The sequence below is a fragment of the Pseudodesulfovibrio sediminis genome (genome assembly GCF_020886695.1).
Taxonomy (GTDB): domain Bacteria; phylum Desulfobacterota; class Desulfovibrionia; order Desulfovibrionales; family Desulfovibrionaceae; genus Pseudodesulfovibrio; species Pseudodesulfovibrio sediminis.
In genome coordinates this window covers 1,546,199-1,573,130 of record NZ_AP024485.1, presented here as the reverse complement: position 1 = coordinate 1,573,130, position 26,932 = coordinate 1,546,199, and the positions used below count along the sequence as shown (strand labels likewise).

At 54.2% G+C, this 26,932-nt stretch carries 26 protein-coding genes and 2 tRNA genes; 5 read left to right on the top strand and 23 right to left on the bottom strand.

Annotated features, from left to right (window positions below):
* Positions 1-42: 42 nt before the first annotated feature.
* The 14 genes from SRBAKS_RS07575 to hmcA form a co-directional block, all read right to left on the bottom strand.
* Positions 43-1,428: a multiheme c-type cytochrome gene (locus SRBAKS_RS07575; protein ID WP_229595746.1), complete on the bottom strand. Its 1,386-nt coding sequence runs from the start codon at positions 1,426-1,428 to the stop codon at positions 43-45.
* An 11-nt stretch (positions 1,429-1,439) separates the two neighbouring features.
* Complete coding sequence (locus SRBAKS_RS07570) at positions 1,440-2,012, bottom strand: NapC/NirT family cytochrome c (RefSeq protein ID WP_229595744.1); 573 nt, start codon at positions 2,010-2,012, stop codon at positions 1,440-1,442.
* Positions 2,013-2,223: 211 nt separating this feature from the next.
* Positions 2,224-4,494: a PAS domain-containing protein gene (locus SRBAKS_RS07565; RefSeq protein ID WP_229595741.1), complete on the bottom strand. Its 2,271-nt coding sequence runs from the start codon at positions 4,492-4,494 to the stop codon at positions 2,224-2,226.
* Positions 4,495-4,530: 36 nt separating this feature from the next.
* Entirely contained in the window at positions 4,531-4,971 is a 441-nt protein-coding gene (locus tag SRBAKS_RS07560; protein ID WP_229595738.1) for an RrF2 family transcriptional regulator, read from the bottom strand.
* A 104-nt stretch (positions 4,972-5,075) separates the two neighbouring features.
* Positions 5,076-7,028, bottom strand: a complete 1,953-nt coding sequence (locus SRBAKS_RS07555; protein WP_229595734.1) for a response regulator — start codon at positions 7,026-7,028, stop codon at positions 5,076-5,078.
* Between the two features lie 46 nt (positions 7,029-7,074).
* Positions 7,075-7,431: a DVU0259 family response regulator domain-containing protein gene (divK, locus tag SRBAKS_RS07550; RefSeq protein ID WP_229595729.1), complete on the bottom strand. Its 357-nt coding sequence runs from the start codon at positions 7,429-7,431 to the stop codon at positions 7,075-7,077.
* A 144-nt stretch (positions 7,432-7,575) separates the two neighbouring features.
* Positions 7,576-7,929, bottom strand: a complete 354-nt coding sequence (gene divK / locus SRBAKS_RS07545) for a DVU0259 family response regulator domain-containing protein (RefSeq protein WP_229595727.1) — start codon at positions 7,927-7,929, stop codon at positions 7,576-7,578.
* A gap of 132 nt (positions 7,930-8,061) precedes the next feature.
* Positions 8,062-8,949: a universal stress protein gene (locus tag SRBAKS_RS07540; protein ID WP_229595724.1), complete on the bottom strand. Its 888-nt coding sequence runs from the start codon at positions 8,947-8,949 to the stop codon at positions 8,062-8,064.
* A gap of 34 nt (positions 8,950-8,983) precedes the next feature.
* Positions 8,984-10,375 (bottom strand): sulfate respiration complex iron-sulfur protein HmcF, encoded by a 1,392-nt coding sequence (gene hmcF, locus SRBAKS_RS07535; protein ID WP_229595715.1) that lies wholly within the window; start codon positions 10,373-10,375, stop codon positions 8,984-8,986.
* Between the two features lie 23 nt (positions 10,376-10,398).
* Positions 10,399-11,076 (bottom strand): sulfate respiration complex protein HmcE, encoded by a 678-nt coding sequence (gene hmcE, locus SRBAKS_RS07530; protein WP_229595713.1) that lies wholly within the window; start codon positions 11,074-11,076, stop codon positions 10,399-10,401.
* 54 nt (positions 11,077-11,130) lie between these two features.
* Positions 11,131-11,262 carry a sulfate respiration complex protein HmcD gene (gene hmcD / locus SRBAKS_RS07525; RefSeq protein ID WP_229595711.1) on the bottom strand — a complete coding sequence of 44 codons (132 nt, stop codon included), beginning with the start codon at positions 11,260-11,262 and terminating at the stop codon, positions 11,131-11,133.
* A gap of 11 nt (positions 11,263-11,273) precedes the next feature.
* A complete protein-coding gene (hmcC, locus tag SRBAKS_RS07520) occupies positions 11,274-12,449 on the bottom strand; it encodes a sulfate respiration complex protein HmcC (protein ID WP_229595709.1) in 1,176 nt (391 codons plus the stop codon).
* Positions 12,450-13,505 (bottom strand): sulfate respiration complex iron-sulfur protein HmcB, encoded by a 1,056-nt coding sequence (hmcB, locus tag SRBAKS_RS07515; protein WP_229595708.1) that lies wholly within the window; start codon positions 13,503-13,505, stop codon positions 12,450-12,452. It abuts the gene before it with no gap.
* Positions 13,506-13,520: 15 nt separating this feature from the next.
* The gene (hmcA, locus tag SRBAKS_RS07510; RefSeq protein ID WP_229595707.1) at positions 13,521-15,104 is read right to left on the bottom strand and encodes a sulfate respiration complex hexadecaheme cytochrome HmcA; all 1,584 of its coding nucleotides are present in this window, start codon (positions 15,102-15,104) and stop codon (positions 13,521-13,523) included.
* A gap of 613 nt (positions 15,105-15,717) precedes the next feature.
* On the opposite strand from hmcA, the gene cysQ reads away from it, so the two are divergent.
* Positions 15,718-16,542 (top strand): 3'(2'),5'-bisphosphate nucleotidase CysQ, encoded by an 825-nt coding sequence (cysQ, locus tag SRBAKS_RS07505; protein WP_229595698.1) that lies wholly within the window; start codon positions 15,718-15,720, stop codon positions 16,540-16,542.
* A 362-nt stretch (positions 16,543-16,904) separates the two neighbouring features.
* Positions 16,905-18,602: an adenylyl-sulfate kinase gene (gene cysC, locus SRBAKS_RS07500; RefSeq protein WP_229595696.1), complete on the top strand. Its 1,698-nt coding sequence runs from the start codon at positions 16,905-16,907 to the stop codon at positions 18,600-18,602.
* Between the two features lie 171 nt (positions 18,603-18,773).
* Here cysC and SRBAKS_RS07495 read toward each other — a convergent pair whose 3' ends face one another.
* The 3 genes from SRBAKS_RS07495 to SRBAKS_RS07480 form a co-directional block, all read right to left on the bottom strand.
* A complete protein-coding gene (locus tag SRBAKS_RS07495; protein ID WP_229595695.1) occupies positions 18,774-19,232 on the bottom strand; it encodes a DUF1499 domain-containing protein in 459 nt (152 codons plus the stop codon).
* A gap of 483 nt (positions 19,233-19,715) precedes the next feature.
* Entirely contained in the window at positions 19,716-20,471 is a 756-nt protein-coding gene (locus tag SRBAKS_RS07490) for a substrate-binding periplasmic protein (protein ID WP_229595694.1), read from the bottom strand.
* Positions 20,472-21,027: 556 nt separating this feature from the next.
* A tRNA-Sec gene (locus SRBAKS_RS07480) sits at positions 21,028-21,121 on the bottom strand.
* A 410-nt stretch (positions 21,122-21,531) separates the two neighbouring features.
* Here SRBAKS_RS07480 and SRBAKS_RS07475 point away from each other — a divergent pair.
* Positions 21,532-21,852: a hypothetical protein gene (locus tag SRBAKS_RS07475; RefSeq protein ID WP_229595692.1), complete on the top strand. Its 321-nt coding sequence runs from the start codon at positions 21,532-21,534 to the stop codon at positions 21,850-21,852.
* 18 nt (positions 21,853-21,870) lie between these two features.
* Here the strand turns inward: SRBAKS_RS07475 and SRBAKS_RS07470 are convergent, their stop codons facing one another.
* The 4 genes from SRBAKS_RS07470 to SRBAKS_RS07455 form a co-directional block, all read right to left on the bottom strand.
* Positions 21,871-22,281 carry a hypothetical protein gene (locus tag SRBAKS_RS07470; RefSeq protein WP_229595691.1) on the bottom strand — a complete coding sequence of 137 codons (411 nt, stop codon included), beginning with the start codon at positions 22,279-22,281 and terminating at the stop codon, positions 21,871-21,873.
* A 12-nt stretch (positions 22,282-22,293) separates the two neighbouring features.
* On the bottom strand, positions 22,294-22,599 hold the full coding sequence (locus SRBAKS_RS07465; protein WP_229595690.1) for a hypothetical protein: 306 nt from the start codon (positions 22,597-22,599) through the stop codon (positions 22,294-22,296).
* Complete coding sequence (locus tag SRBAKS_RS07460; protein WP_229595688.1) at positions 22,589-23,188, bottom strand: RNA polymerase sigma factor; 600 nt, start codon at positions 23,186-23,188, stop codon at positions 22,589-22,591. The genes SRBAKS_RS07465 and SRBAKS_RS07460 overlap by 11 nt, the downstream gene beginning before the upstream one ends.
* Positions 23,189-23,636: 448 nt before the next feature.
* Entirely contained in the window at positions 23,637-23,996 is a 360-nt protein-coding gene (locus SRBAKS_RS07455; protein ID WP_229595686.1) for a cupin domain-containing protein, read from the bottom strand.
* A gap of 83 nt (positions 23,997-24,079) precedes the next feature.
* Here SRBAKS_RS07455 and SRBAKS_RS07450 point away from each other — a divergent pair, with 83 nt between their 5' ends.
* Both SRBAKS_RS07450 and SRBAKS_RS07445 read left to right on the top strand, forming a co-directional pair.
* Positions 24,080-24,379, top strand: coding sequence for a putative quinol monooxygenase (locus SRBAKS_RS07450; RefSeq protein ID WP_229595684.1), 300 nt, complete (start codon positions 24,080-24,082; stop codon positions 24,377-24,379).
* A gap of 456 nt (positions 24,380-24,835) precedes the next feature.
* Positions 24,836-25,912 (top strand): mechanosensitive ion channel family protein, encoded by a 1,077-nt coding sequence (locus SRBAKS_RS07445; protein ID WP_229595682.1) that lies wholly within the window; start codon positions 24,836-24,838, stop codon positions 25,910-25,912.
* Positions 25,913-26,028: 116 nt separating this feature from the next.
* Here SRBAKS_RS07445 and SRBAKS_RS07440 read toward each other — a convergent pair whose 3' ends face one another.
* Entirely contained in the window at positions 26,029-26,430 is a 402-nt protein-coding gene (locus SRBAKS_RS07440; protein WP_229595680.1) for a VOC family protein, read from the bottom strand.
* A gap of 283 nt (positions 26,431-26,713) precedes the next feature.
* Positions 26,714-26,791 (bottom strand) — tRNA-Glu (locus SRBAKS_RS07435).
* Between the last annotated feature and the right edge of the window lie 141 nt (positions 26,792-26,932).

Here is a 26,932-nt window from a genome sequence, read left to right as displayed (position 1 = left end):
CCATGCGCGCCCTCCCTTGGTGTTTTTGCCTGTTTATTGACGCTACTTCTTGCCGAAGATTTTTTCAGGCCGTTTCGTATCGCCGCCCGTATTGGGGAAATCGGGATACTTGTAAGCCTTTGTGTTGGTCTCGATAAGATGCCGTGCTTCTTCCATAAACTTGTTGAAACGGTTCTTGCATTCGTAGAATCCATGCCACCATGCGTAGTCGGGAGCCATCATGGCCGTACCCATGCGGGCGCGGCGTCCTTCGTGGTGCCATAGTTCGTAGAACTCGACTTCCAGCCCTTCGTCAAAGTAGGTTGTCTTGTCGAGCAGACCCTTTTCATACAGCTCGCCGAGCATCTGCTTGGCCGGCTTGAAGTAGACTTCGTTATACTCTTCGACAGAGGTGTCGAGCTGGGTATAGAAGTCATCGACCCAAACCTTGCCATGGCACTGGCGGCAGATGTCTTTCATCTTGTCGCGTTCAACGCTCCACTCAGTTCCTGACGGGAAGGGCTTGAAGTCCTGCGGCCGGACCGTGAGCGGTGCCTGGGTTTCCCAGGATAGACGTTCGGTCACGTCATGGGTGGTGGGCTGATTGCCTGAACCGGACATGTGGCAGGAGGCGCAGGTCGGTGCGCGATAGTCCACGCCGGGAGTCCACGCGCCAGGGGCGGAGTCGAAGTTGTACTCATGCTTGAAGGCGTTGTAGATGTCGCCGTGTTTGGATTCGGTGAAGATCTCGATTTGCGGGTGGTCAGGACCAAGGTGGCACTGGCCGCAGGTCTCGGGCTTGCGTGCTTCCATGACGGAGAAGCGGTGACGGGTGTGACAACTGGTACAGCTGCCCAATGAGTCATCAAGGTTGACGCGGCCAACACCGACATTGGGCCATGTGGCCGGATCGAGCTTGCCGTCTTTCATCTCCAGAACCGTACCGTGACAGTAGAAACAGCCGGTCTTGCGCTCATTGTCGGAGTTCATGCCCTTGTTCAGCCACGGATCGAGCTTCCACATGATCTCGATGGTGTTGGCGTGCTTGCTCTTTGCATACGACTTTGCTTCGTCGGGATGGCAGCGGGAGCAATCCTTGGGAGTGACCGGAGAGGCTATGGGGACGAAGTACTGTTTTTCACCCATGGGCATGTTGCCCTTGGAGTAGTATTGTTCATGGTCGACGCTGATGTCCTTGTCGCCGGGCTGGGCCTGGTGACAGTCGAGGCAGGTGATGCCCGCGGATGCGTGGCGGCTCATTGCCCAGTCAGCAAAAATACCTGGGGTTTCCTGTTTGTGACATTCTATGCAGGCCTTGCCCTGGGGCGGGATGGCGCGGTCCATGCGAAGTTCTCGTTGTTTGGGGAAGTTCTGTGCACTGGCCGACATCGCAAGGAATGTGGTGAGAGCAAGTGCCGTGAACAGGATGAGAGTCAATTTACGATACATACGCTGTCCTCCTAGATACCCAGATTGCGCAGTCCGTTGGCCCGATAGGGAGCCTTGTACTGCTTGTAATCAAATGTCTGTCTGTCATTGTGAACAAGATGTCTGTGACAATCTGTGCAGCGATATTCATCGCCACCCTGGTTGAAGAGCACTCTTCGGTGCGCAAGCATGGCCCCGCGTTTGTCCGGCATATGCAGGATGTTGCGGTGACATTTCAAGCACTGGTCGTTCTTCATTGATACCCAGATGCGTTCTTTCATGATCGTACGATCATACGCTTCGGCTCCCCCGGTGAAGTGAGAGACGACATCCTTGAGCCCGTGTGCGGACTTGGCAAAGAAGAAGTCAAACGTGTCATGGGGAGCGGGCAGATGGCAGTCCATACAGTCAGCCACAAACCCTTGCCCGTTGTTGACGTGCGATGACATCTTCCACGCCATGACTGCCGGCCTGATTTCATGACAGGAGCCGCAGAACTCCGGGGTCGAAGTCCTGACCATGGTGTAATAGGTCATGCTGAAGAGCGGAAACGCGATCACGATGCCGCATAAAACCAATAAGATAGACTTGGTTTTTCGCTTCATACCTCCTCCTGGTCGGTGTTTCCCTTTTTCAGGTATAGCCCCCACCTGAAAAGGAAAGTACTTCTCACTTACTACAAACCATAGAAAAAGACAGTATGCTTTGCTTTATTTTTATGAGGTTTTTAATTCGATCGGAGTGTGGTGCAAAAAAAAACACGACAGAAGTCTGCACTTCTGTCGTGTCATATTGGATTTGCTGTCGTGGGGCTGATTACAATTCGCACTCGGCGATGGGGAAGCATATTTCAAAACATGCTCCGTCGCCTTCCCAGGATCGCGCCTTGATGTCGCCGCCGTAGTCTCCCACGATGCCGTACGAGATGGACAGTCCCAGCCCGGTGCCCTTGCCCACGTTCTTGGTGGTAAAGAAGGGTTCGAAGAGGCGTTCCCTGATGGGTTTGGGGATACCGGAGCCGGTATCGCAGACACGGAAACAGACGCGCTCGTCTTGTCTGAACGAGGTGAGGTGGATGCGTTTGTCCGCCATCAACCCCTGGCCGTTCCATTTCTCCTCGATGGCGTCACGGGCATTGAGCAGCAGGTTGATGACCACCTGTTCCAACCGGTTGGAGTCGGCCATGATCATGGGGAGGTTATGCTCCAATTCCCAGACGACCTTGATATTGTGCACTTCGAGCTGCTGGCTGAAAAATTCAAACCCGCGTTCCAACACGTCGTTGATCTGGACCGGCATGGTCTTCAGATCGGCCTTGCGCCCGAATTCGCGCATGTGCTCGATGATCTTTGCGGCCCGGTCCACATGGGTGGAGATGCCTTCGGCCATTTCTTCCATGATCTCCGGTTCCAGGGTCTTGTTGGTGGAGACCTTTTTGGCCAGCAGGTTGGAAATAGCCTTCAGGATGGTCAATGGCTGGTTCAGCTCGTGGGCAACGCCAGTGCTCATTTCACCCAGCGTGGTCATTTTGGACGCCTGGATGAGCTGTTGTTCCGCTTCCATCTTTTTGGTTACGTCAGTGCAGGTGACGATGAGCGTGTCCTGCTCGTCGAATCGCGCCGGGGAGATGCGCATGAACACGAAAATCGGCTCTCCCGATTTGGTCACATGCGTGCAGAGTTCTATTTCCGGCCACGTGCGCATGGGCGTCTCCCAATCCAGGACTTCCTCCTCGCGGAAGAAATTCATGAAGGAAAGGCCGCGCAGCTCCTCTTGAGGCCACCCGTAGATATCCACGGCGGATTCATTGCAGTTGAGGATGATCAAGGTCTCCTTGTCGAGGACAAAGACCGCGTTGGGGATGGAGTCGAAGATGGCATGATAACGATGCTCGGACGCGGCCAGCTTGGATTCAAGCTCCTTTCTGCGGGTGATGTCGATCATCATTTCCATGGCGGCCACGACCTTGCCGTCCTTGTTGCGCACGGGCGAGGTGTACACGATCCAGTGGATGGGCCTGCCTTCCTTGGACAGGCCGGATTCCTCCGACATATGGGGCCTGCCGTCTTCAAGGGTGCGGTCCACCGGGCAGATCTCGCATTTTTCCAGTCGTCCCTTGTTGATCTGCCAGCAGCGCTTGCCCATGGGGAGACCGAAGTGCTTCTCGTAGGCGTTGTTGTGTCTGATGACACGGTAGTCGGTGTCCACGACCGAGACCAGACAGGGGACGTTGTCAAAGAGATTACGGAACTCCTCGCGCTGCTCCATGAGCTGGCGATGTTTCTCGCTGACCCGCTGGCCCATCATGTTGAAGGCTTCGCCGAGGGTGCCGATCTCATCCACCTGTTCGATATCAATGGTCGGGAACTCATCGCCTCCCTGGACCCCCTTGGTGGCACTGATGAACCGCTTGATGGGGCGGAAAATGAATTTGTAGGCAAAGGCGAACAGGGCCAGGAACGTGGCGATGAAGACCACCACGGAGATGGCCACGTTGACCCGTTCGAACATGGAGATGATGGCGTTTTTCTTTTCCATGCTCACGGTCACGTCCAGAAGGCCGAGGACCTGCTCGTCGTTGGAGTGGACATGGCAGGGGCCGGGGGAACATCCCTCTGCATTGGAAATGGGCGTCATGATGGCCATGAGCTGGCGGCCGTCAGCGCTTTCCACCATGCGGGTTCGCTTGGCAAGCGGCAGGTTGGGAGGCGGTGGCGTATACTGGTGGCAGGTCCAGCAGGAAGGGGTCTCCATTTGGATGACCGTACCGATCTCGTCCGTCTTGCTGGAGAATACGATGCGTCCCTGCTTGTTGTAGACGCGGATATTCTCGATCTCCTCCTGCCTGGAAATGTTGTTGATGTTCTCTTTGATGTCTTCTTCGGAGTCGAGCATCATGGCGTAGTGCAGGGCGAGCAGGATGGTGTCGGATACCATCTCGATGTCCGACTTGACGCTGGAGACCACGTTTTTTTCGAAATAATAGAAGTTGAATCCGGTCCACATGATCACGCACAGGGTCAGGGTGACACCGGCGGTGAGGATCATCTTGGCAATCAGGCTTTCGCGCAGTCTCTTGAACAGCATGCGGCTCCCCTCATGCGGTGTTGAGGTCAGGGACGGCTAATCGTCCGCGAGTGGTTTTTGCGGACACAGACGAGCGTCTTTCATCAGATCTGCCAGGGAATACGAGTCGAGCATCTTGTACATGGCCATGGAAGCGTCATCCCATATGGAACGTTTCAGACAGACCGCTGCCCGGGTGCAGGTGGAAGGGTCACAGTCGCATTCGAGCACCTGATCTTCGCCGTCCAGTATGCGGGCCACCTCTCCTATGGAAATGTCGGCTGGTTCCCTGGTCAGGACATTGCCGCCATTGGGGCCGCGCTTGCCTTTGACGTACCCCTCCTGTTTGAGCATTTTAATCAGCTTTTCCAGGTATTTGAGGGAAAGGCCTTCGCGTTCGGCAGTGTCTTTACTGGGCACAGGGGCGTCTTCGATGGAATGCAGGGCTATATCCAGAAGCAATCTTGTGCCGTAACGGCTGCGAGTGGTGAGTTTCATATTCTGTATCCCCGGGGGAATGGATTGTGGAGTGTTTTATCTCCACAGCATAGCAAAAAAGGCCGGACAATCCAATGGTGCGCCCGGGGAACGTTTCGGATGAATCAGGCCGCGACCTGGCCGGGTTTTTCGGGCAGGGTGATGACAAACGTCGAGCCCTGAGCCGGGGTTGAGTCGACCTCGATGGTGCCGCCGTGCTGCTCTATGGTCTGGTTGGAGATGAACAGGCCGATTCCCGTGCCTCTCTTGCCTTTGGAAGAAAAGAACAGGGTGAATATCTTGTCTCGTGTCTCCGGGTCCATGCCCATGCCGTTGTCTTCGATGGTGATGACCAGATCCGTGCCCTTGCGCTGAGCGGAGAGTTCAACCTTCCCGTCCTTTTTGCGGTCGCTGGCATCCACGCCGTTTTCCAGAAAGTTGATGAGTGCCGCAGACATGGCCGCCGTGTCCACATGCAGTGTGCCGAGTCCTTCGGGGATGTCGCGGACAAATTCAACACAGGCTGCATCCGCTTTGGCGGCGGCGATATCCGCTGTGTCGAGCAGGAATTGGGTGGCATCCACGGCGTCTGTCTCCAGTTCGCGGGATTTGGCGTAGTACAGGATGTCCAGTACCATTTTCTTGACCCGGCCAATCATGGACTTCAGCGTCTTGGTGGCAGCCTCGACGCGCACGCTGTCCTTTTTTTGCAGGCCGGACTCAAGGCGGTAGATACCGCCGTCCAGTGAGGTGAGCATGCCTTTCACGCCATGGGACATGGAGCCGAGCATGATGCCGAGAGAGGTCAGGTGATCCTGCAGACGCCGTATTTCGGTGATGTCCGTGGACATCTCCATGGCCTGGACAATGGTGCCCGAGGCATCGTGGATGGGAGCGCTCTGGACCAGCATGTTTTTCTGCTCTCCGGCCAGGGTGGTGACAACGGTCTCCCGCTGGCGCGACTGCCCGTCCTTGAAGGTCTTCTCTATGAGACAGTTCGAACACTGCTCGTCGCGGTGCTTGTAATAGGCAAAGCAGGGCTTGCCTGCCGCCTCGCCAAAGTCCTCCACAAAGCGGCGGTTGGCTTCGGCAATGGAAAGATCTGGATTCTGCACCGTGATGTAGCAGGGGGCTTCGTCAAAGAGGCGCTGATACTTGTATTGTGTGGTCAGCAACTCATCCTTGAGGCGTTGCAGTTCGGTCATGTCCACGGAGATGTCGAGGACCAGTTCCACATCGCCGTCGTTGCCCGGAATGGGGGCGGTGTAGACCGTGACCGGGATTTCTTCACCGTTTTTGCCGATGAAGGTCTCCTTGCTTCGCTGCCCCTTGCCAGTGGCAAAGGTCTGCTGGACCGGGCAGGCGTTGCCGCCGGAGTCGCGGTCGGAGTAAATATCGAAGCTGTTGGCGCCCACCATGTTGCCGAGTCGTTCTTCGAACAGCGTGTTGTGCGAAATGATTTCGAGATACTGGCTGTGGATGGAGACGAGACAGGGCAGCTCATTGAACAGGCCGCCGCCGGTCTCCACGGACTGGGCCGCGTCGGACAGGGCGTTTGACAGGCCTGCAACCACATGGGATGCCGCATTCTGCCGCTCAAGCTGGACAATGCGTTGGGTCTTTTCTTCCACGAGGTTCTCAAGGTTTTCGGTGTATTCCTTGAGCTGGAGTTTCATGGTCAGGCGCTCTTTGGCGCGATCAAGGGAAAATTCGAGGACGTCGTTGTTGATGGGCTTCGTGATGAAGTCCGAGGCGTCGTATTTGAGCGACTCGATGGCCAGGTCCATGTCGCCATGGCCGGTGATCATGATCACCTCGGTATCGGGAGAGCGCTTCTTGATGTTTTTGAGCAGTTCTATGCCGTCCATGACGGGCATCTTGATGTCCGTGAAAACAACGTCGGGCCGGAACTCGTCAAAAAGCTCCAGGGCGACCTGACCGTTTTCCGCGGTCTCGACCTTATACCCCAGCTCTTCGAGAGAGAGCCCCACAAATCGACGAACACCTTCTTCGTCGTCAACGAGCATCAACTTCCTGAAGTCCATCATACCCCCGGAACCGCCTGCACGGCCCAGCATTCAGTTCTCTCTGGTGGACGGCGCATTGCCGCCTGATTTGTCTCGGCTACTCGCCGAGAGCTTCACGCACTATCTGGATCACATCAGTCGGGTCAAAGGGCTTCTTTATCGTCGCCACTGCCCGTCTGATGGCCAGATGAATTCCGGAAAGTCCGCTGATGACAATCACCGGGATATCCTTGAATTCATCTTCATTTGTCAGTCGACGGTAAAACCTGGGTCCCCACTCGTGGGGCATTTCGATGTCCAGGGTAATAAGGTCCGGCTTTTCCGTCAGTGCGACATCAAAGGCGGACACGCCGTCTGAAGCGCGGCAGGTCTCGTAGTTATGGTCTTCAAATACATTGACGAGGTAATCGACGATATCCGGGTCGTCGTCCACCACCATGATTTTCTTTGGCATGTGCTCTACCTGGTTCTCAAGGTGTCGGGGAGGTGCTCCCCGCGTCATAAACCTATACTTAACCTGTCCACTTGTTCAAGCCCCAAAATCCGGTCCGCGCATGGCCCACACGCGAACCGGAACAGGTAGCCTTGGAAAGCAGAACTAGCCGATGGCGTCTTTGACGATTTTCAGCAGTTGAGCAGGCTCAAAAGGCTTGGTAAGACTTGCGATTGCTTTGGGAATAGCGTATTTGATCGAGGCCAGTCCGCTGATAACCACGACCGGAGTTCGCTTGAGAGTTTCATCCTGGCTGATCTTGCGATAGAAACGGGGACCCCATTCGTTGGGCATCTCCAGGTCCAGAGTGATGAGATCAGGCTTTTCGGCCTTGGCAATCTCAACAGCTTCAGCTCCATCATTGGCCGTCACGGTTTCATAACCGTTGTCGCCGAGCAGTTCGGACAGGTAAGAACGGATTTCTTGGTCGTCGTCGACAATCAGAATCTTCTTTGACATAATACTTCTCCTGGTACGCATGAATCATTCGTGATTCTTGACATTGCCGCAGTCGCTCCCGCCAAAGGTCGGCTGCGGCTTTAATATTTATGGCGTCCGGCCCAACCGAGGGCCGGACGCTTTTTACTTTTGTTAGACCTTGTCAGGCTTGCTCACGCTGACCACCGGGCAACCGGCGCGCAGGATGACCTGCTCCATGGTGGAGCCGATGCGGGCCTTTTCCGGGTCCAGCTCGTGGGAGTGGTGCGCCATGACGATGAGGTCGGCACTCCGCTCACGGGCCATTTTGACGATCTCTACGTACGGCACGCCTTCCCAGACTTCCACATCGTAGTTCTTGAAGTCACCGAAGTCATAGCTGCTGCGAATGCGGCTGCGGGTTTCGATGAGCTTGTCTTCGATGGCGTTCTGGTCGAGCAGTTTGCCGCTGATATCCAGAGCGTGCAGAACGGTCAGGTCGGCGTTCAGCTCCTTGGCCGAAGCCAGGGCGAACTTGAACGCGTTTTCTGCCTGCTTGGAGAAGTCGGTGGCAAAGACGATATTGGAGAATCCGCCCCAGTAGGATGCGGTCTCGCGGTGGACGGTCATCACCGGGCAGCGGGCGGCCTTGGCCACTTTCTGCAGGGTGGAACCGGGATAGCCCTTGCGGTAGGCGCTGGAATCGCCGGAGCTTGCGCCCATGACGATCAGGTCCACGTCCTCGGCGCGAGCGGCGCGGAGGATTTCACGGTGAGGCACACCTGTGGTCGTGATGATCTTGGAGAATTCCACGGATTCGATCTGTTTTTCGAACGTGGACTTCAGCTCTTCTTCGACCCAGCTCTGGTATTCGTCATCGATCTCGATCTTCTCACCGGTGCGGACATCGTTGACCTCCTGCGAGAAGGCCTTGGTGGGCACACCCATGACGTTGAAGACCAGAACCTCGGCGCCATAGCGTTTTGCCATGTCGAAGGCCACACGGGCTGCGCCGAAGGTGGACGGAGCACCGCTGGTTGCCAACAGAATCTTTTTGAACATATTTCACCTAGTCCTTTGGTTACTTGTGCTCAGACTATTCATCTTTGGGCAGCAGATGCTCGGGAACATCCAGCATCTTGATGACCAGCGGCTTGAGGAAGGACCAGCGGATGCCGATTTCATATTCTTCTTCAAGGTCGCGGATGGCGTCCCAGCAGTTGTGACACGGCGCGATGACGAGCTTGCAGCCCGTATCGAGGATCTGATCCATCTTCTTGCGAAGGGCCATGTTGCGCTGTTCGCGGTATTTGCCGATGCCGTTGAAACCGCCACCACCGCCGCAGCAGTAGTTGTGCTCCTTGGTCGGTGCCATTTCAACGAAGTAGCCCGGTTCGACTATATAGCTGATGATCTCTCGGGTGATGTCCTTGAGACCCTGGTTGCGCACGTAGTTGCAGGAATCCTGCAGGGTGACCGGCTCCTTGATCCGCTTTGAAGGATCAATCTTGAGTTTGCCGGTGCGCAGCGCTTCTGCCAGCCACTCCACATAGTGGAGGAACGGGACAGGCGGCTGACCGTCAGGGCGACCGGTCCAGTAAGGACCTTCGATAACGGTGGCACGGTGTGCGTGGCCGCACTCGGTGCCCGTGGCCCGTTTGGGCTTCAGGCGCTCGATGGCGTCGTAAACGTTCTGGACGTTGTCCTTGCAGCATTCCCAGTCTCCGGCGAACATGGACAGGGAGGTCTGCTCCCAACCCTCGGAGGGCACGGTCCAGTTTTCGCCGGCCACATGGAAGAGGATGGCCGCTTCGGCGATGTCTTCCGGGTAGTGCTTGGGTTCGCGGGCGTTGCAGGTGTACATGATGTCCGCGCCGACCTTGTCCACGGGGATCTCAAGTCCCGGCCACTCTTCCTCGGTTTCCTCGGCCATCCATTCGCATGTCTCGACCCAGTCTTCCATGGTGACGTCCATCTGGGCGCGGTACACGCGGTGCATGCCGGAACCGATCTTGAGTTCCCACGGGACGAACCCCTGGGAGTAGAGCAGGCCGCGCAGGTAACCGAACATGATACCCATGTCGATGCCGTGCGGACAGTACATGCCGCAACGGTTGCAGCAGGTGCATTTGGACCATGCGGTCTCCATGCACATCTGCATGAACTCGTTGTCGACCTTGCCCTTCTTCTTGACGATCTGGCCAAGGGTGGCCTGAATCTTATAGGAAGGGACCTGTTCGGGAACGCGTCCGTTGACCTGGTAGAGGAAGCAGGATTCGGCGCAGAGGCCGCAGTGAGCGCAGATTTCCAGCCAGGTTTTGATCCTGGACTTCATGGTCTTCTGTATGGCTCCCCACAATTTCTCTGAATCCACATCCAGGTGGTTCATTTCTTCGTAGTATTGCTTGCCGCCTTTGTCGTTGAGCGTGGCTTTGAGCTGCTCATCGGTGGTAATAGGCGTCTTATTGCAGAATTGTCCTTCAGGCATAGTGCTTCTCCTTTAACTGCCCGTTACCAGGCCATGTCCGAGCCCTTCATGCCGCCGCGCTTGATGCCGTAGTCCATGCCCAGCTGCATGCGGGACATGAAGAACAGGATGGCGTGGCTGAGCTTGGTGAAGGGCAGGCTCAAAAGCCAGATTTCTCCGGTGATGATATGAGCCATCAGCCAGAAGTTGTAGTCACCCATTTCATAACGGGCGATGAGCCCGGTGATGAACGGTGCAACAGTGATGGCGATCAGCAGGTAATCGTAGAAGGTCGTGATGATGCGCACTTCCGGGAAGGCGATCCTGCGGAGGACCATGAACAGGCCACCCACAAGGCAGGTCCAGGCCAGCACGTCCGCCACGCCGGTGGGCAGGGTGGGCAGGCTGATTCCGAACGCTTCCTTGAGCATCACGTTATGCGCTTCCAGCAGGATCGGAGTGACGAGCAGCCCGATGTGGAAGGCAAAGAATATTAATGTGAAACCGGGGCGCACACGCCACAGTCGGGCCCTGAACGGGATTATGAAAGCCAGGATGGAAATGATTCCACCACGCAGGCCGTATTTCATGTTGGGGCGGTAAGCCACTCTGTCGAGCTGCCAGTTGAGGCCCCTGACATACATCACGGCGCGTACAAGCAGGCCGCCAAAGCTGACGAGAAACGTCACCCAGAGCATAGGCCCTGTCAGGAAATCGTACATTTCCGCTTCTCCTTGATTGTCATATCGTTGATTGATGAACGCAGGCGATGAAGCCTAGTCGTCCTTCTTGTTTCCACCCATGAGGAACTGCCAGTACAGCGTCACCGCCACCAGAATACCGCCCATGATGAGATAGACGATGCCTTTGGTGTGGGTGTAATATTCCTGCAGACTGAAGAATTCCATGTTGCAACCTCCTAGTGTTCTTCCTTGTAATCGGGATGCTCATGGAAAATGGGCATCCTGGTGCTGATGAACCGGAAGACAAGTACGCCGATGGTGACCACGAACAGGGAGATGGTGATCTCGCCCCAGCTCGGCCAGTACCGTTCTGCGGAGGGCAGCTGGTAGTTAAAGGCAACCATGGAGATGTTGAATCGGTTGACGATAATGCCGAGGACGGTCAGCCCTGCGGCCCATTTGATAACCGTGATATTCTTGTCCCGAACGCCGATGGCGTAGAGGAAGGAAGGCAGGGCCACGAAACCGAGCATTTCAACCAGATACCACGCGCCGTAGCCGGTGGTCAGGTAGTGCCAGTTGTTGTCGTATGCCAGGCCGATCACCTTGATGGAGAAGTACCCGAACAGTACGAGGGAAGCGGCCTTTCCGAAACCAAGAATAAGACCATCGTGGTTGTTCAGGTACTCCTCATCCATCAAGTGATGCATGGGTTTGTGTGAGAGCGTTCCTTCGAAGATGACCATGGACAGACCGGCACAGATACTCGACACGAAGAAGAAGACCGGCAGGTACTGCGAGTACCAGAGCGGATGCAGCTTCGAGGGGGCGATGGTGAACAGCGCGCCCAGGGAGGACTGGTGCAGGGTCGACAGGACCACACCCATGATGGTGAGGGCCAGGGTCAGCTTGACCACGATGTTGCGGATCTTCGTCATGCCGAGCCATTCGAAAAGGGCCGGTGTGAATTCGATGAACAGCACGGTCAGGTACAGGAACACGCAAAGACCCACTTCGAACAACAGGGAGGTTGTCCCGTTCTGGACGAAGAGGGGGTATGTCAGTCGCCACGGCTGGCCTACATCGTAATGCAGAGCAAAGACCACCAGGGCATAGCCCAGGAAGGCGGTCAGAATGGCCGGGCGAACAGCGGAATGGTACTTTTTGAGACCAAACACGTAGCAGGCGGCGGAGGTGGTGTATCCACCAGCTGCCAGGGCGACGCCGCACATCAGATCGAAACCGATCCAGATGCCCCACGGGTTGTTCTGGTCAAGATTGGTGACGGCTCCGAGGCCGCCGGTGAAACGCATTACCGTGACGATGGCACCGGCAATGAGAATGATCGTAGCTATGATATTGAACGGTGTGAAGAGCGATTTCTTCTCGACCGCAGTGGTGTCGACAGACATTTAGGACTCCTCCTCGTTGGTTTCGGCTTCCTCTTCTTTGGGAGCGAGAGCCTCTTCAACGGCCTTCTTGACCTCGACTTCGATGCGGCGCTGGTTGGCGACGTCGGCCTTGGAGAGCTCGTCGTGCAGCTTCTTCTCGGCTTCTTCACCGGCGCGAGTCAGGGCGTCCTTGACGGCAGCCACGCGTTCATCGTTGGCGATCTTGTCCTTGCGTTTGCTGACAGCGTAGATACCACCGAGCAGCACGGGCCACATACCAACAACGATGGGCACGGCAGCCAGGGCACCGGCTGTCAGCTCGGGAGCGGACTTGGTGCCGAGGTCTTCGCGCATGCCGATTTCGGAGAAGGGCACACCGGAGATATACATCCAGCTGGTGCCGCCCATCTCGGTCTCGCCGTAGATGTGATCCACATAGCGGTCGGGGTAGGTGGTGATGCGGGCGCGGGCGATCTTGATGAGATCCTTGCGCAGGCCAAAGGTCAGGGCCTCCTTGGGACAGCGCTCCACACAGCCGGGGAGCTTGCCCTCTGCCAGACGGGGAGCGCACATGGTACACTTCATGACCCGGGGAGTCAGAGGTTCATCGTATTCATAGGCTGGGATTTCGAACGGGCAGGCTACCATACAGTAGCGACAGCCGACGCATACGGATGCGTCGTAGCTGACCGGCCCGTTATGTTCCTTTTTGAAGGCCTTGACAAAGCAGGCAGAGGCACAGGCCGGTTCGAGGCAGTGGTTGCACTGCATCTTGCGGAATACGGAGCCTTTGCTGCTTTCATATTTATTGACAACGGTCAGGGTTTTTTCATCGGTCCGACGCTTGGTGTCCAATACGGACAGATCGTCGAACTTTTTGTCGGGTGCTGGCAGTTCATTGACTTCGTTGCAGGCCAGCTCGCATTTGCGGCAGCCGATGCAGCGGGTTGCGTCAAAGAGCACGCCCAGGGTGTCGGGGTGGGGACCGAAGGATTTACCTCCGGCCTTGGCCGACACGGGAAGCGCGACGCTCGCGCCTGCGGCGCCCAACAATCCGAGGAATGTTCTACGTAACATCGTTTACTCCTCCGGTTAGTTGGCTTTCTTCTCGTGGCACGCAACGCAATTAGTGGCAGCGGGCTTATCGAGCTTCATTTCGGTGTGACAGGTCATGCACTGGCCATGGTAGGCAGCCTTGAGTCCCGGTTTGCCGTCAGTGACAAAGGGATCGGCATGGCAGCTCGCGCACTTGGGCGGAGTGATGGATGCCGGGCTGTTGTGATGACACCCTGCGCAGACGGCTTCAGGTGCGGCGTGGAAGGTGGCAGCCAGGGGGCTGTCTTCCATGCCTTTTACCATGGAGAGGATGATCTTGCGGTGAGGCATCTTGCTGGGCTCGAACTTCTTGGAGATGGCTCCAATGTTCACGAACTCGGGGATATCCTCGACAGCGACCATGGCCTGGGTTGCCGGGCGTGCTGCGATGAGCAGAGCGGCTTCGGCAGCCTTTTCTTCCTTGGAGGCGGAAGCCATCAGCTTGACGGTGTCGGCCGCGTTGACGCCTGCGTTGTGGCAGGTCACGCAGGAGGCGTCGGAAGTGGCCTTGGCTGCGGGACGCTGTTCGTGACAGCCTGCGCACTGGGGCTTTTCCTGGGCCTTGGCGTGACAGCCGATGCAGGAGCTTTCGGATGTGAGGTCATGCATGGCCTCGTAGCTGGTGTCGAGTGGTGCGTTCACGCCATCCACGTGACAGGCGGTACAGGTGTCCACAACGCCTTCATGGAATTTGTGATTGAAGGCCACCGGAGCCATGCCGGTCGCTTTCTCGGGGGCTGCGCCCTCTTCGACTTTGGCCATCATCAGGACGGCGTCGGGCTGCTTGCGCGGCAGACGGGGCAGGGCGCCCATGGTTTTCAGGCTCTTGCCTTCTTCCATTTTGCGGGCGGCCACTTCTTTTTCACCGTGACAGCCGGCACACTGGACAGGGCCGGAGCGTTCAGCTTTCTTTTCGATGAGAGTCTGGTGGCAGGTGACGCACTGGTTGTGGAAGATCTCCTGGGTGCTTTTGCCTGCATTGGCCGCAGCAAAGCGCCAGCCGTCTTCTTCACCTTTTTTCTTGTGGCAGGAACCACAGTTGGTTTGTTCACCAGCGTCTGCCGGGATGATCTTGGAATCCCAGTGAGTGAAGTGGAGCGCGTTGTCCATGCCCGCTTCGAAGCGATCGGCCTGCACTTCAGGTGCGGCCTGGTGACAGCTGCGACATTCGCCCACCATGGGACCAGTCTTGAAACCCTTGTCAGCGGTCTTGACGTGACAGGAGATGCAGCCGTTGTGATAAATGTCTTTGAGCTCGGAAGCGCTCAGCTCGGGCTGGTTTTCACCTTCCACCCGATTGAACGTCAGGGCCATGGTGCCCTTTGCGTCTGTCTTGTGACAGGACTCGCAGCTCATGCCCTGATCTTTCAGGGCCTTGGTGTGTGCGTCGTGCATGAACACGGCCGCAGACTGTTCGAGTTCCTCTAGTTGGGCGATGGTGTCAATCATGATAACGTCCGGTCGACCGGCGGTGTCGCCGACCGAGTCGAGCATGCCCATGGCTTCCAATTGGAAACCCAGCACGCCGACCAGCGCAATCGCGATGACAGTCATTCGCAGCATCCGTTTACCGTTTGCCATGTGTCGATCCCTTTCCTCAAAATGCGTTGATGGCAATGAACCGATCTTTCGATCCGTTCGTCGGGACCTTACCGTGGTCCCAGATTCGGCCCCCAAGCGCGGACTCCGGTCCTGCGCAAAAAACGTGAATCAAACTCCTCCCTGTTGGGTAGGTTAAAATACCTACCGGCTCACGAGGTTTTTAATCCATACTGGGCCGGTATGTTAGAAACCAGTCTCTCGTCAAGGAAAAATCGAATTATGATAATTGTTATTATTTTATAATTAACTTACTAATATAAAAGAGGAACCATTTGAGTGTGTTTTTTGAAAATCGTTCTCAAAAGGGGTGTTTGTGAAAGGTGTGACAACGTTTTTTGATCAGTTAGGAAAGACGTCAAAAAAACCTACCAAATCGGTGGAGAGGTGCGTTTCGCTCATTTTTTGTTCGTCTAAATATGGCTGGCGAATTTTCACTTTGACGAGATGCAGCCATGGAATATAGGGTTACGCCCGTTGAGAAGGCGCGTTCGCTGGAGTCTTCCCGAAGCGGCCTTTTTCTGCCCCGGTCAATTGAATATATTTCGCCAGGGGTGCTGACGTGTTGCCCCATCATACAAAGGAGCATCTTTCCTTGATTGAATCCGAAGTCCTGAAAGATATTGTTCCGATTGCGGTGGAAGCCGGCGAACGGATCATGCAGATTTATGACACCGATTTCGAAGTGGACTACAAGGCAGACCAGAGCCCGCTGACAGAGGCGGACAAAGCATCGCACGAGCACATTGTTGCGCGGCTGGAGGCCCTTTTCCCCGACACCCCGGTTCTTTCGGAAGAGTCAACCGACATTCCCTGGAGCACCCGGAAGGAATGGACAGAGTACTGGCTCATTGATCCTCTGGATGGAACCAAAGAATTCGTTAATAGAAACGGTGAGTTCACAGTCAATATCGCATTAATCAGAGAGGGCGTTTCGGTCATGGGTATCGTGTATGCCCCTGTGCTTGATATCTGCTGGTTCGCGGCGGAAGGCAACGGAGCGCTTTGTCAAAAGGGTGATGGTGCCCCTGAACGCATTCATGCCTCACAGCCCATGGACTACGCCGGGCTGAAAATCGTGGGCAGTCGTTCTCATCAAAGTGACGCCATCAAACAATTCATGTCGCATCTCAGTGATCCCGAGCTTGTCCCCATGGGCAGCTCCCTGAAGCTGTGTGCCGTGGCGGACGGCACCGCAGACATCTATCCCCGGCTCGGGCTGACAAGCGAATGGGATACCGCGGCCGCCCATTGCGTGGTCACCGAAGCTGGCGGCGTCATTGTCGAAGGCAGCGGCGTGGCATTGGGATACAACGGCAAGGAGAGCATCCTGAATCCGTTTTTTCTGGTCCTCGGCGGAGCTGACGACCAGTGGCGCAGCGATGTCACCCAATGGTTTGGTGATGCTGCTGCGCAATAGCTTCCGTTTGCAACCCAGGTTCTCCATTGCATCCGGTCGACATGTGTCGGTCGGATTCTTTTGTACTTGAGAGGGAATTCGGTCTCTTCTGGGGCGACATTTCAGCCGGTTCTTGCGTTTTTTCTGTGCAGCCGTTACTTCCTGTTGCGCATCTTCGCTACAGATAATGACGCGCCTTTCTTTGACTGTGACAGTATGCAGTTGATGAAATTACGTTAACAGCGTAATCTCAATACGGTTTTTTGCGGAACAGGGTCAACCGGCAGCGAGTTCTCCCGTTGTCCATCAGAGCTGTTTGATCTGTGTCTACGGCTTTTCTTTCACTATTTGACACTAATATTATGAGTAAAGACGCCTGAGCCATGTTCTACTCCGATAATTCTACCCCTTCGACCGTCAAGAACCTCCTTGCTGATTCCAAACGGGGAGAGCAACTCAAGGCAGAAGCCACCGAGTTCAAATCCGTCTCGCTGACTCCACGGCAACTGTGTGATCTGGAAATGCTGTTGAGCAGGGCCTACTATCCTTTAACCGGGTATATGTGCCGGGAAGATTATGACAGTGTGCTTGAATCCATGCGGTTGACCGACGGTACCATGTGGCCGCTTCCCATTTGTCTTGAGGTGGAGGAAGGGTTTGCCAAGAGCCTGAACAGGGGCGAGCGAGTTGCCGTGCGTGATGCCGAAGGATTCATGTTGGCGGTGCTGACCGTTGGCGACGTGTGGCAGCCGGATCGTGCCAGAGAGGCCGCTGCCATATGGGGAGATGACGCACATACTGAAGACCTGAGTGTCTGCCAGTGCGAGCTTGAGCATCCCTGGTATGTCGGGGGCGCGTTGGAAGGGCTCGCCTTTCCTCAGCATTACGATTTTCTGGATATCCGATTGACTCCCGAAGAACTGAGCGCGTCTTTTGAGCAAAAGGGCCTGAAGAAGGTCATCGGCGTGCAGGCGGGGAGACCGTTGCACCAAGCCGATCGGGCCATGCTCAAGGAGATTGCCGCGGAAGAAAACGCCAGCCTCCTGCTTCTGCCCCTGATGCCGCCATCAATGTACTCCAGCATTGATCACTTTACTCTGGTTCGTTGTTTCAAGGAGTTCATGGGGACGTTCCAGGGCGATACGGTTGCCTTGAATCTCATTCCCTGGTTTGAGCGCAAGATGGGGCCGCGGGATGCGCTGCTGCGCGCCATTGTGAACAGAAACTATGGGTGTACGCACATCCTCGTGTGGGATTCCGACACCCGGCAACGCAAGCACGAAACCCTGTCCGCGGAATTTCAGACCGAACTCGGCTGGTTGTCCGAGCAGCAGGATGTCATCGGCATCAAGCCCATTGCCGAACGGTGCATGGCGCTCAACGAGGATAACGGCGCGTATCGTTCAACGCATGAGGGCGGGTTCTGCATCAATGATCATCATGCCATCGTCGATCTGCTCGTCCGGGAAAAGACGGTACCGGACTGGATGTCGTTTCCCGGGATTATCAAGGAACTCAAGAAGAAGTACAAGCCCCGCTCGAAACAGGGGTTCACACTCTTTTTTACCGGCCTTTCCGGTGCGGGCAAGTCGACTATGGCAAAAGTGCTGTATGTCAAATTGTTGGAGATGAATTCCCGCCCTGTGACCTTGCTGGACGGGGACTATGTGCGCTCCAATTTGTCCAGTGAATTGAATTTCAGTAAAGCGCACAGAAATCTGAACGTGACCCGTATCGGCTTTGTCGCCAGTGAGATAGTCAAGAATGGCGGGGTGGCTGTCTGCGCACCCATCGCGCCGTATCCCGAATCAAGACGCATCGTTCGGGGGGCCATAGAGGAACATGGCGGGTTTATCGAAATCCATGTCAGCACACCGCTGGAAATCTGTGAACAGCGGGATAGAAAAGGCATCTATGCCAAGGCGAGAGCGGGCATCATCAAAGGGCTGACCGGGGTGGATGATCCCTATATCGAGCCGGAAAATCCGGAACTCAGGATCGACACGACCAAGTTGACGCCGAACGAGGCCGCACAGGTTATCCTTCAGTTGTTATCAGAGAAGGGGTTTGTTTCTCTTTGATTTTCAGAAGGACCAGAAGCCCCGTGACCCGGTGATGACTGACGTGCCGGTTGTTCAGGTGCTACTCATTCATATACGAAAAGCCTCTCCATATGAGAGGCTTTGTTTTTGGCAATGGTGGGTAGGTGACCGGAATTTTGTTCAGGCCATCGTTGTCGGGCAATTGAATGCTTAGCCATCGGAACCGGCTATCATGGCACGCAGTCTTTCCAGCCGATTTCGATTGACGTTAAAATCGTAGTAGCCAATGCGTGAGGCTGAGCGGACATCAACCCGTCCTTCTCCTTCATCGTAGAGGCATTCGAGATCATCCTTGAATTTCCAGAAGCTACTTGTGAACTCCGCCCGAAGGTATGTCCCCTCGGTGGACTCGATCACAACCGCTCCATCCATTTTTTCAATGATGGTTCGCAAACGGTTCATGACCTCATTGGCATCGCCGGTCATTGCCAGCGGTTTGATATACGAGAGCTCATTGTCCGCCTGAGAGGAAACACAGTTCCTGCTTTTGGGGCAAAGCGCGAGTCTGCCATTGTTTACCCCAAGATTCTCAGGGGGCCTTCTGGAATTCAATACGAGTATGCACAGCGTTCCCAAACAGACGAGAACGAGGAGGAAGATGTATTTCATGGCACTGACGGTATCAAATTGGAAGTATAAATCAAGTGTGTCCATATGGGGAATGTATGTTGATTTTGTCCGTTGAATTCAGCGTGTGAGAGGACGTACTTACAATGCAACCGGGTGAAACTGTGCAGTAACCAACACCATGATCGTCGCTTGCGAACATGAAAAAGGCCAGCACAGCAGGCCCTTATGGTCGATAGACGGAAGCGTACAGGAGTCGAACCTGTCCAGGTCATCACTGTCCAATATTTATTTTTGATTAACCAGAAAATCCAACGTTATTTCAGCGAAATGATCCGAACTTTGCCGTGCCGGAAAACATTGAATTTTGGTCAAAATGGTCCAAAAATGGGCCAAATGCAAGGGGGGCGACTTCAGGCGTTAGGAGGGATCTGGGCAACCTCAGCAGGATGAGTGCAGATGACATAAGCCCGTAAGTTATAGAGTCAGCATGCCCCGTTGAAAACGGCCTTCCTTAAACCAGACTTACTCCATATACTTCTGTAAAATTCGATCTTTGGTACCTGTTGCCAATATCAACTCTAACGCCTTTTGAATCTTTACGATAATCTCATCAGAAGTATCTTTGTTTGCTACCATGTAATAACCGCCTTCTTCAGATAGAAGATATACAATTTCAAGCTCCGAATATTTGTGTCCCAAGCTCTTAATTTGATAGGCCAAATCCAAAGGGTCTCCGGGGATAAGGTCAAGTCGTTTTTCAAGTAACATTTTTAATAATTGCGACGATTTATGAATTGAGTGGTAATTTCCCTTATGAAAACCCTTTGCGATTAAAAGAGTTTCAACGGATCCCCCCAAAAGGACACCTGTGCGATACTTTTTAATGTCTTCTATATCATTAAATTGTATATCGGTTCGATCTTTTAATTTGAAAAGAGATACTTTTCTAGAGTGGAGGGGACCAATCCATGCGAACATATCTTCACGTTGTGGAATACGTGCCACTGTAAAGAACATAGTGTTGGGGGTTTTCTGCACAGTAATTAAGGCTCGCTTAAAAGGATACACTACAAGTTTGTATTGCACATTAGCCTTTTGCAGCGAAGCTTCTATCAACTCGGTGCAAATCCCGACGATCTTATCATCTTCCTCAAAGTTGTATGGAGGCCAGGTGTCTACAAAAATAGTAAGATTTTGAGCTTTTGCGCCTCCTACTACACCAAACAATAGAATGATTATTAAAATATTCAAGGATGCTATCTTCCATCGAAAGCTCATTGCCCCCCTCCCCCCTTTCGGGATACCTTATTGCCATCATGCTATACCTGATTACCGTCCTTTGATGTTATTTTTTTATATTGACTTGAGTAAATTTGCCACTGAGAAGTGGGGCCAAGAAACTGGAGCACGGTTTAAGGTGGATATGTGATGGCCAAAGGAGGCTTTCCGATGTCCAAGAAGAGAAGGCGATTTGCTGCTGAGTTCAAGCCCGTGTTGCCCTGGGTGCACTGTCCGGAGAACTCACGCTTTCCGAACTGGCCAGCAAGTATGGTGTTCACACCAACCGGATATCTAAGTGGAAGAAGCAAGCGAAAGAGCAAGTCTTTGTCGGTTTTCCGGCAAGCAAAAGAAGAGCCAACAAAGCGATGGGAAGAACGGGGGCAGGTTTTGTGGAGGAATTGATGAGTGACCCGGCGTACGCGGAGCTTGTTGCCCAGGCTGCTTGGCTATTTGAAAATGAGTGAAAGGCGGAGGGCTGCCAAGGGGTGCAACTCGACAAGGCTACCATGACTTTGTTGTGAATACTGTTGGGACACTTCAAGATAATGAAAAATGGCGGAAGCGTACAGGAGTCGAACCTGCCCAGGACATCACTGCCCAACATTGGTTTTGAAGACCAAGCGCCACACCGGTGACGAAACGCTTCCGGGATAGTTGTTACGAACGTACACTCACTGTTTTGCCTTTGTAGGGGCGTGTTCGCGTTGATTTAGATTTTCTCAAGCGATTTGCAGTGGGCGTGTTTCGTAAATCGTATCACACGCCTTAATTGACGTGGGAGTTGTAAAGAGCTTGGGGCTTTGCGTTTTATGGGTACGCGATGGCCCTGATTTTTCTTGCTGTTTGCAAGGAGATAAGAAGTAGCAACTTTGTTGTCGGTCTGCAATAGGGAACGCTGAATATATCCGTGCCAGCCTGTTGGCGTGATTGCTCTGCGCATGGTTTTTTTGCGTGTGCTGGGCGGTTCGTATCCCTTTGCTTGCACTAAGCTGTGTACACAGTAGTTGAATTGTCGTATGCTTCACACTCTTATATGTTTTGTGTTCTGAACGATAACATGCTTAATTATATTGTTTTTGGGGGGATTATGAAGGTGATGAAGGCGATTGTGACGGCGGCGATGGGGGCTGGTGTGATTTTGCTGGCCATGGGTATGGGAACGGCCTCGGATTTGGGGCAGGAGCTGGATGAGAATTGTTCGGCCTGTCATTTGACCAAATACATCTGCCAAAAGCTTGATAAGCAAGATGAGGCGGCCTGGGTCTCGACCATCAAACGGATGAACAGCAATGGAGCTGATTTTCCGGTTGACAAGATCGATGCGGCAGCCGCCTATCTGGTCGGCCTCAAGGCTGGAGATGGTCCGCTTTGCGATTAGCGTGCTTACCGTCCGGCCTTAAAAGGGCGGTGGTGGCGGTGGCCTGAACAGGCTGAATCTGCCTTTCTTGATATCTTCGGTTATTTTATCGAATCGTGCCTGCTGTTCGGTGGACAGGAGCGCTTTGATGCGCGCATTGCCTGTCTCGATAATTGCTTTGTGGCGAGGTTCGATTTCACCCCTGAGGGCTTGCAGTTCAGCCATGGTCTGCAGGATCACGGCTTTGATGTCCGGAATGGCAGAAGGATCCGGCCGAACGTGTTTTACAATACGTTCCATGAGCTCCTCACTGATTCTGGCCTGGAATTCAGCGCGGCTTTTCGGGGGAGCCATGTGGTATCTGAGGGTCACGCCGAGGCCCACGGCTCCAACGAGGACGCCGGCAGTGAACACCGAGACTACAGCGGCCCAAATTTTCCATTTTTTCATGGTGTTACCGCCTTACAAAAATGCCCAGAGGTTCGAGGTGGCATCAAGTGCCATGGATGTATAGGCCATCTGTATCTCTTTGAAGAGGCCGGGGATGGTCCAGAGCCCTATCGCCAGTGTGACAACCAGGATCGCCGTGGCCGCCAGTGTGAATCTGGGGGCGAGGTCATTGAATGTCTCCATATCGTCGACGATGTCCATGCTGGATACATCCATCATGACGCTGCGTCGCCACTGGGGAGAGGGCGCAAAGTCGTTTCGCTGAGCGTGGACACTTTTGAAAATGTCCCTGATGGTGTTGTTCTCGTTACGATTCATGCAGCCCTCCTTGGATGCCATGCCGTTTCAAGAAGATTTTCAGTTTCCGTTTGGCCCGAAAGGCGCGCACCTTGACGTTGGGAACGCTGATATCGAGCATTGCCGCCGTTTCCTTGACCGTATGCTCTTCGAGATAGGTCAGGGTCAGGACCATCCTGTCCATGGGCGAAAGTTGGGTCAGAATCAGGTCGAGGACCTGTCTGGCCTCCTGCTGGTTGACCATGGCTTCAAATGCCTCGGTGGAACTGACGCTCATCACTGAATCAAGCCAGTTCTGTCCGTCCTCGCTCATGTCGCAGACCAGAGATTCCTTTCTCCGATACTGCACCCGCCAGTAATCGTGGCAGCAGCGCAGGGCAATGGTGGTCAGCCAGTTTTGAAAAGGCTTGAGCGGCTTGTAGCCGGACAGGGATGTGTACGCTCTGATAAAGGCTTCATGCGCGATTTCCCTGACCTGATCTCCCGGAACATGGGCGGCTACTATTTTGGTCACGTGACATTCATGACGCTCCACCAACAAGGCGAACGCGTTACTGTTGCCATCCAGCACTCGGCTGATGACGTCGGTGTCATCCAAATGTTCGGCCATTCGAGCCTTATTTCCTCAGTCGTCTCGTTTTCGGGCTCCGGCGCCTCATGCCCGTGTGTATCATAACCCGAAAAAGCGTAACAGCACTTAGGTTGGGCCGCACCTGGTCGCGCCCCGTGGGGAGATCGGACTCCTTCTCAGAATCAGGGCGGGGGAGAAGGTGACAGCCTTGACTGCGAGATCAAACGAATCAAGACGCACCTGGTCGGTGTTGTACGAGGCGGTTGCCTGGGTGTCGGCCGCGAGGCCGCATGCTTCCCATCTGCATGCCCGGACTTGAAGTTTCCGAACGTATCGCCATAACCAATCTCCTTGGCCGTGAACGTGCGTGCAACCGTCACCCGAGCCGCTCCCGCTCTCCTCCCAGAGGCGGTGCCCGGTTGACAAGTTCTGTTACACATACTCAATCGTACAGGTGGCAGGATGGGTTACACAATAAGTGTGATTATCAGATCGGCTGGGGGGCTCTGGTTCGATCGGATGCCTCTCCGCCTGTATTCACTGTGCCAGCCGGTTCGATCACCATGATCTGGGTTTCGGTTTCAGCCACAGGCATGTGCTCTACGCCGCGCGGGACGATGATACACTCTCCGGGGTTGACCTCGACTTCTCTGTCGCGGAACTGCATGCGCATTTTACCGTTGATGACAAAGAACATCTCGTCTTCATTCTGGTGGGAATGCCAGAGGAATTCTCCTTCGATCTTGACGATCTTGATGTCCGTGTCATTTACCCGGCCAATGAGTTTGGGCGACCATTGTTCTGAGAACAGGGCGAATTTGTCAGCAAGATTGATCGTTTCAGGCATATAAACTCCAGTTGTTTGATGCATGAGAGTACGATAGCGTTTCTTTGTATGAACGTAAAACAAACCATTTTAAGGAGTATGCTATGGGATTGACATATGTATCTGCCACAGTCATGGCCAAGGAAGGATGCGAGGCCGCTTTGGAGGCTGAACTGGTTAAGGTTCTCGCTCCTGTTCGGGCCGAAGACGGCTGCATCCGGTATGATCTGCATAAGTCGGAGTATGGCAACGCATTTCTTTTCTATGAAATATGGGAAAGCCCGGCGCATCTGGCCGTGCATGCCAAAACGCCGCATATCGAAGCCATGCGCGATGCCACTGCCGAACTTGTGGCCGGTGTTTCCGAAGTGAATGTGTGGGAAGCGGTGGATGTGACTGAGTAGGACGGTTTGTTTTGCAAACAGCAGTTGGTTCAGTCTCCTGAGGAGGATAGTGAAATCGTTTGGTCTTTGCGTGGACCACGCACAACAGAACGTGTGCATTACGCCTTCATTTGTGCAGAAAGAGGTACATGCTCGCTTGAGTATGGCCTTAGTCTATAGGTGAAGAGAGCGGGGCAGTGTCACCGGTTTCCGCAAAGGAACGGGACAACAGAAGCTCCATGTCTTCTGTGATTTTTTTTCCAAAGCCTGTATGGATACGGCAAGGGTCTGTGTCGTTTATGGGCAGGAGGGTCGTAGGACATTGAGCTTCAAGCCCTGCCGGGCCGGTACTTCCTGTGAACAGCCGGTGAGCACGGGACTGTTCTCATCAGATCAATGCCTCAATTCGAACAGTGTCTTCGTGTATATGTATGACATGATCATTTCGTTTACAGCATGGTTAAATGAGGAGGCGATATGCAACATGACGTTTGGATAAGTTGGTTGGTACGGATTTTCCTGTCGATTTTGATTCTCGGGGGACTGTTCGTCTTTCTTCGATGGATCAAGGGAAATCGAGGTGGGTGGGGCGAACTGTGGGCAACGTTGACGAGTTCCATAAAGAGGCAGGCATATGTCCTGATCCTTGTTTCGGCCATGTGCTTTTTCATCACATTGGTATGGCCTATAGCCGATTTCGATGCCGATGCTGTGGAGACCCTTGTCAAGCTTGTCGGTGTTACCTGGGTGGCTATCGGCGCCTGGGGCGTTTCGCTTTTTCTGTCGATTATTGTGAACACCATACGGTGGAAGTATGACGTGGAGGTGGAGGATAATCTGCTCGCCAGACGCATGCACACGAAAATCCGCATCCTTCAAAAAATAGTTACAGTCATAGTCTGGATTGCTGCTGTTTCCGGTATCCTTATGCAGTTCGATTCGTTTCGGGTGCTTGGTACTACCCTGCTTGCCTCGGCCGGTGTGTTGAGCATCATACTTGGCATCTCCGCACAAAAAACCTTTGGTTCGATGATAGCAGGGATTCAGATCGCCTTTTCCCATCCCATCAATCTGGACGATGTTGTCATCGTGGAAGGAGAATGGGGGCGGGTTGAGGAAATTACATTCACTTATGTTGTCGTAAAAATATGGGATCAGCGGCGTCTTATAGTGCCGGTGTCCTATTTCCTTGAAAAACCATTTCAGAACTGGACCAGAAAAAATGCCGATATTACCGGAAGCGTATTTCTGCATCTGGACTATAATACGCCGCTTGCGCCGTTGCGACACGAGGCGCAACGGATATGCGAGTCGGCTACCACCTTGTGGGATGGAAAAACATGCGTGCTTCAGGTCACTGACGCCGGCGCAGAGAACATGACGGTCAGAGTTCTTGCGAGTTCCCCTGACGCTTCAAAGGCCTGGGACTTGCGGTGTCTGTTGCGTGAGGGGCTTATCTCTTTTGTGCAGGCGCAGTATCCCGACTGTCTTCCCAGACGGCGTGTTGTTTTGGGGGAGGAACATCCTGCTTCGCCTTTGGGCAGCGGTGAGTAAGACTGCCCCATATCGCAGCCATGCGGCATGTCGCTGCCGAACGTGTGGTCGGTGTTCCCGAAGTGAATGTGTGGGAAGCGGTGAACGTGACTGAGTAGAGCCGTCTCTACGGCGTATTACACATAATATTGCCTGAATTCTTCGCTCGGTTCGGTGTCCGCATAAATGTACAACGCAACACCGTAGGGATCGAGGGTGCAGAATCCTCTGTCGCCCCATGGGTGATCTTCCAGAGGCATGACGATGGGGAGCCCGGCTTCGTTCATTCGGTTGTGCTCGCTGTCCACTCGTTCGGTTGATTCCAGTCTGATGTTATAGGTGAGGCCGCCCTGATACTCCGGCTGGTTGGGGGATTGGGGCTGCATGAATTGCAGTGTTGGCCCACCGGCACCGAGTTCGAGATTGACGTACCATCCGCAATCAAAGGTGGTCGTTGCCCCAAAATGTTCGGCATAGAACGCTTTGGCCTTTTCCACGTTTTTGACGATGATGGTTGGGGACAGGGAAGTGGGTTGCATGAGTATTCACTTCTCCTCTTTTGAAGTGTCTCGCCATTGATAGGGAGTAAGGGCGAATCGGGAAGACTGCTCTGGTTGCCTCTTCATATGTCATTTTAAGGATGTCGACCAGCCTCTTTTCATGGAGAATAGGGTGAAGCTCTGTGGAGTTCGTCCTTACGGGTGCTGTGAATATAAACGCCCTGAAGAGATTGCTCTTCAGGGCATTCGTGTTCTTGAGGTGATTGTTTTCAACCAAAAAGGAAAAGGCCTTACGCGGTGTGCGCAAGGCCTTGTTTTTCCGTGGCGTCCCCAAGGGGATTTGAACCCCTGTTAACGGCGTGAAAGGCCGCCGTCCTGGACCAGACTAGACGATGGGGACGCATATATCGAAACGGACGTGCTGGTCAGCTTGTGTCCGTGAAGGGCGTGTTTTACACAAATATTTGAGGCTGGCAAGAACTTTCGCAGTCTGGATTCGGTTTTTTTCCGGACCGGGTCGATGGTGCGGGTTTTTTGCCCT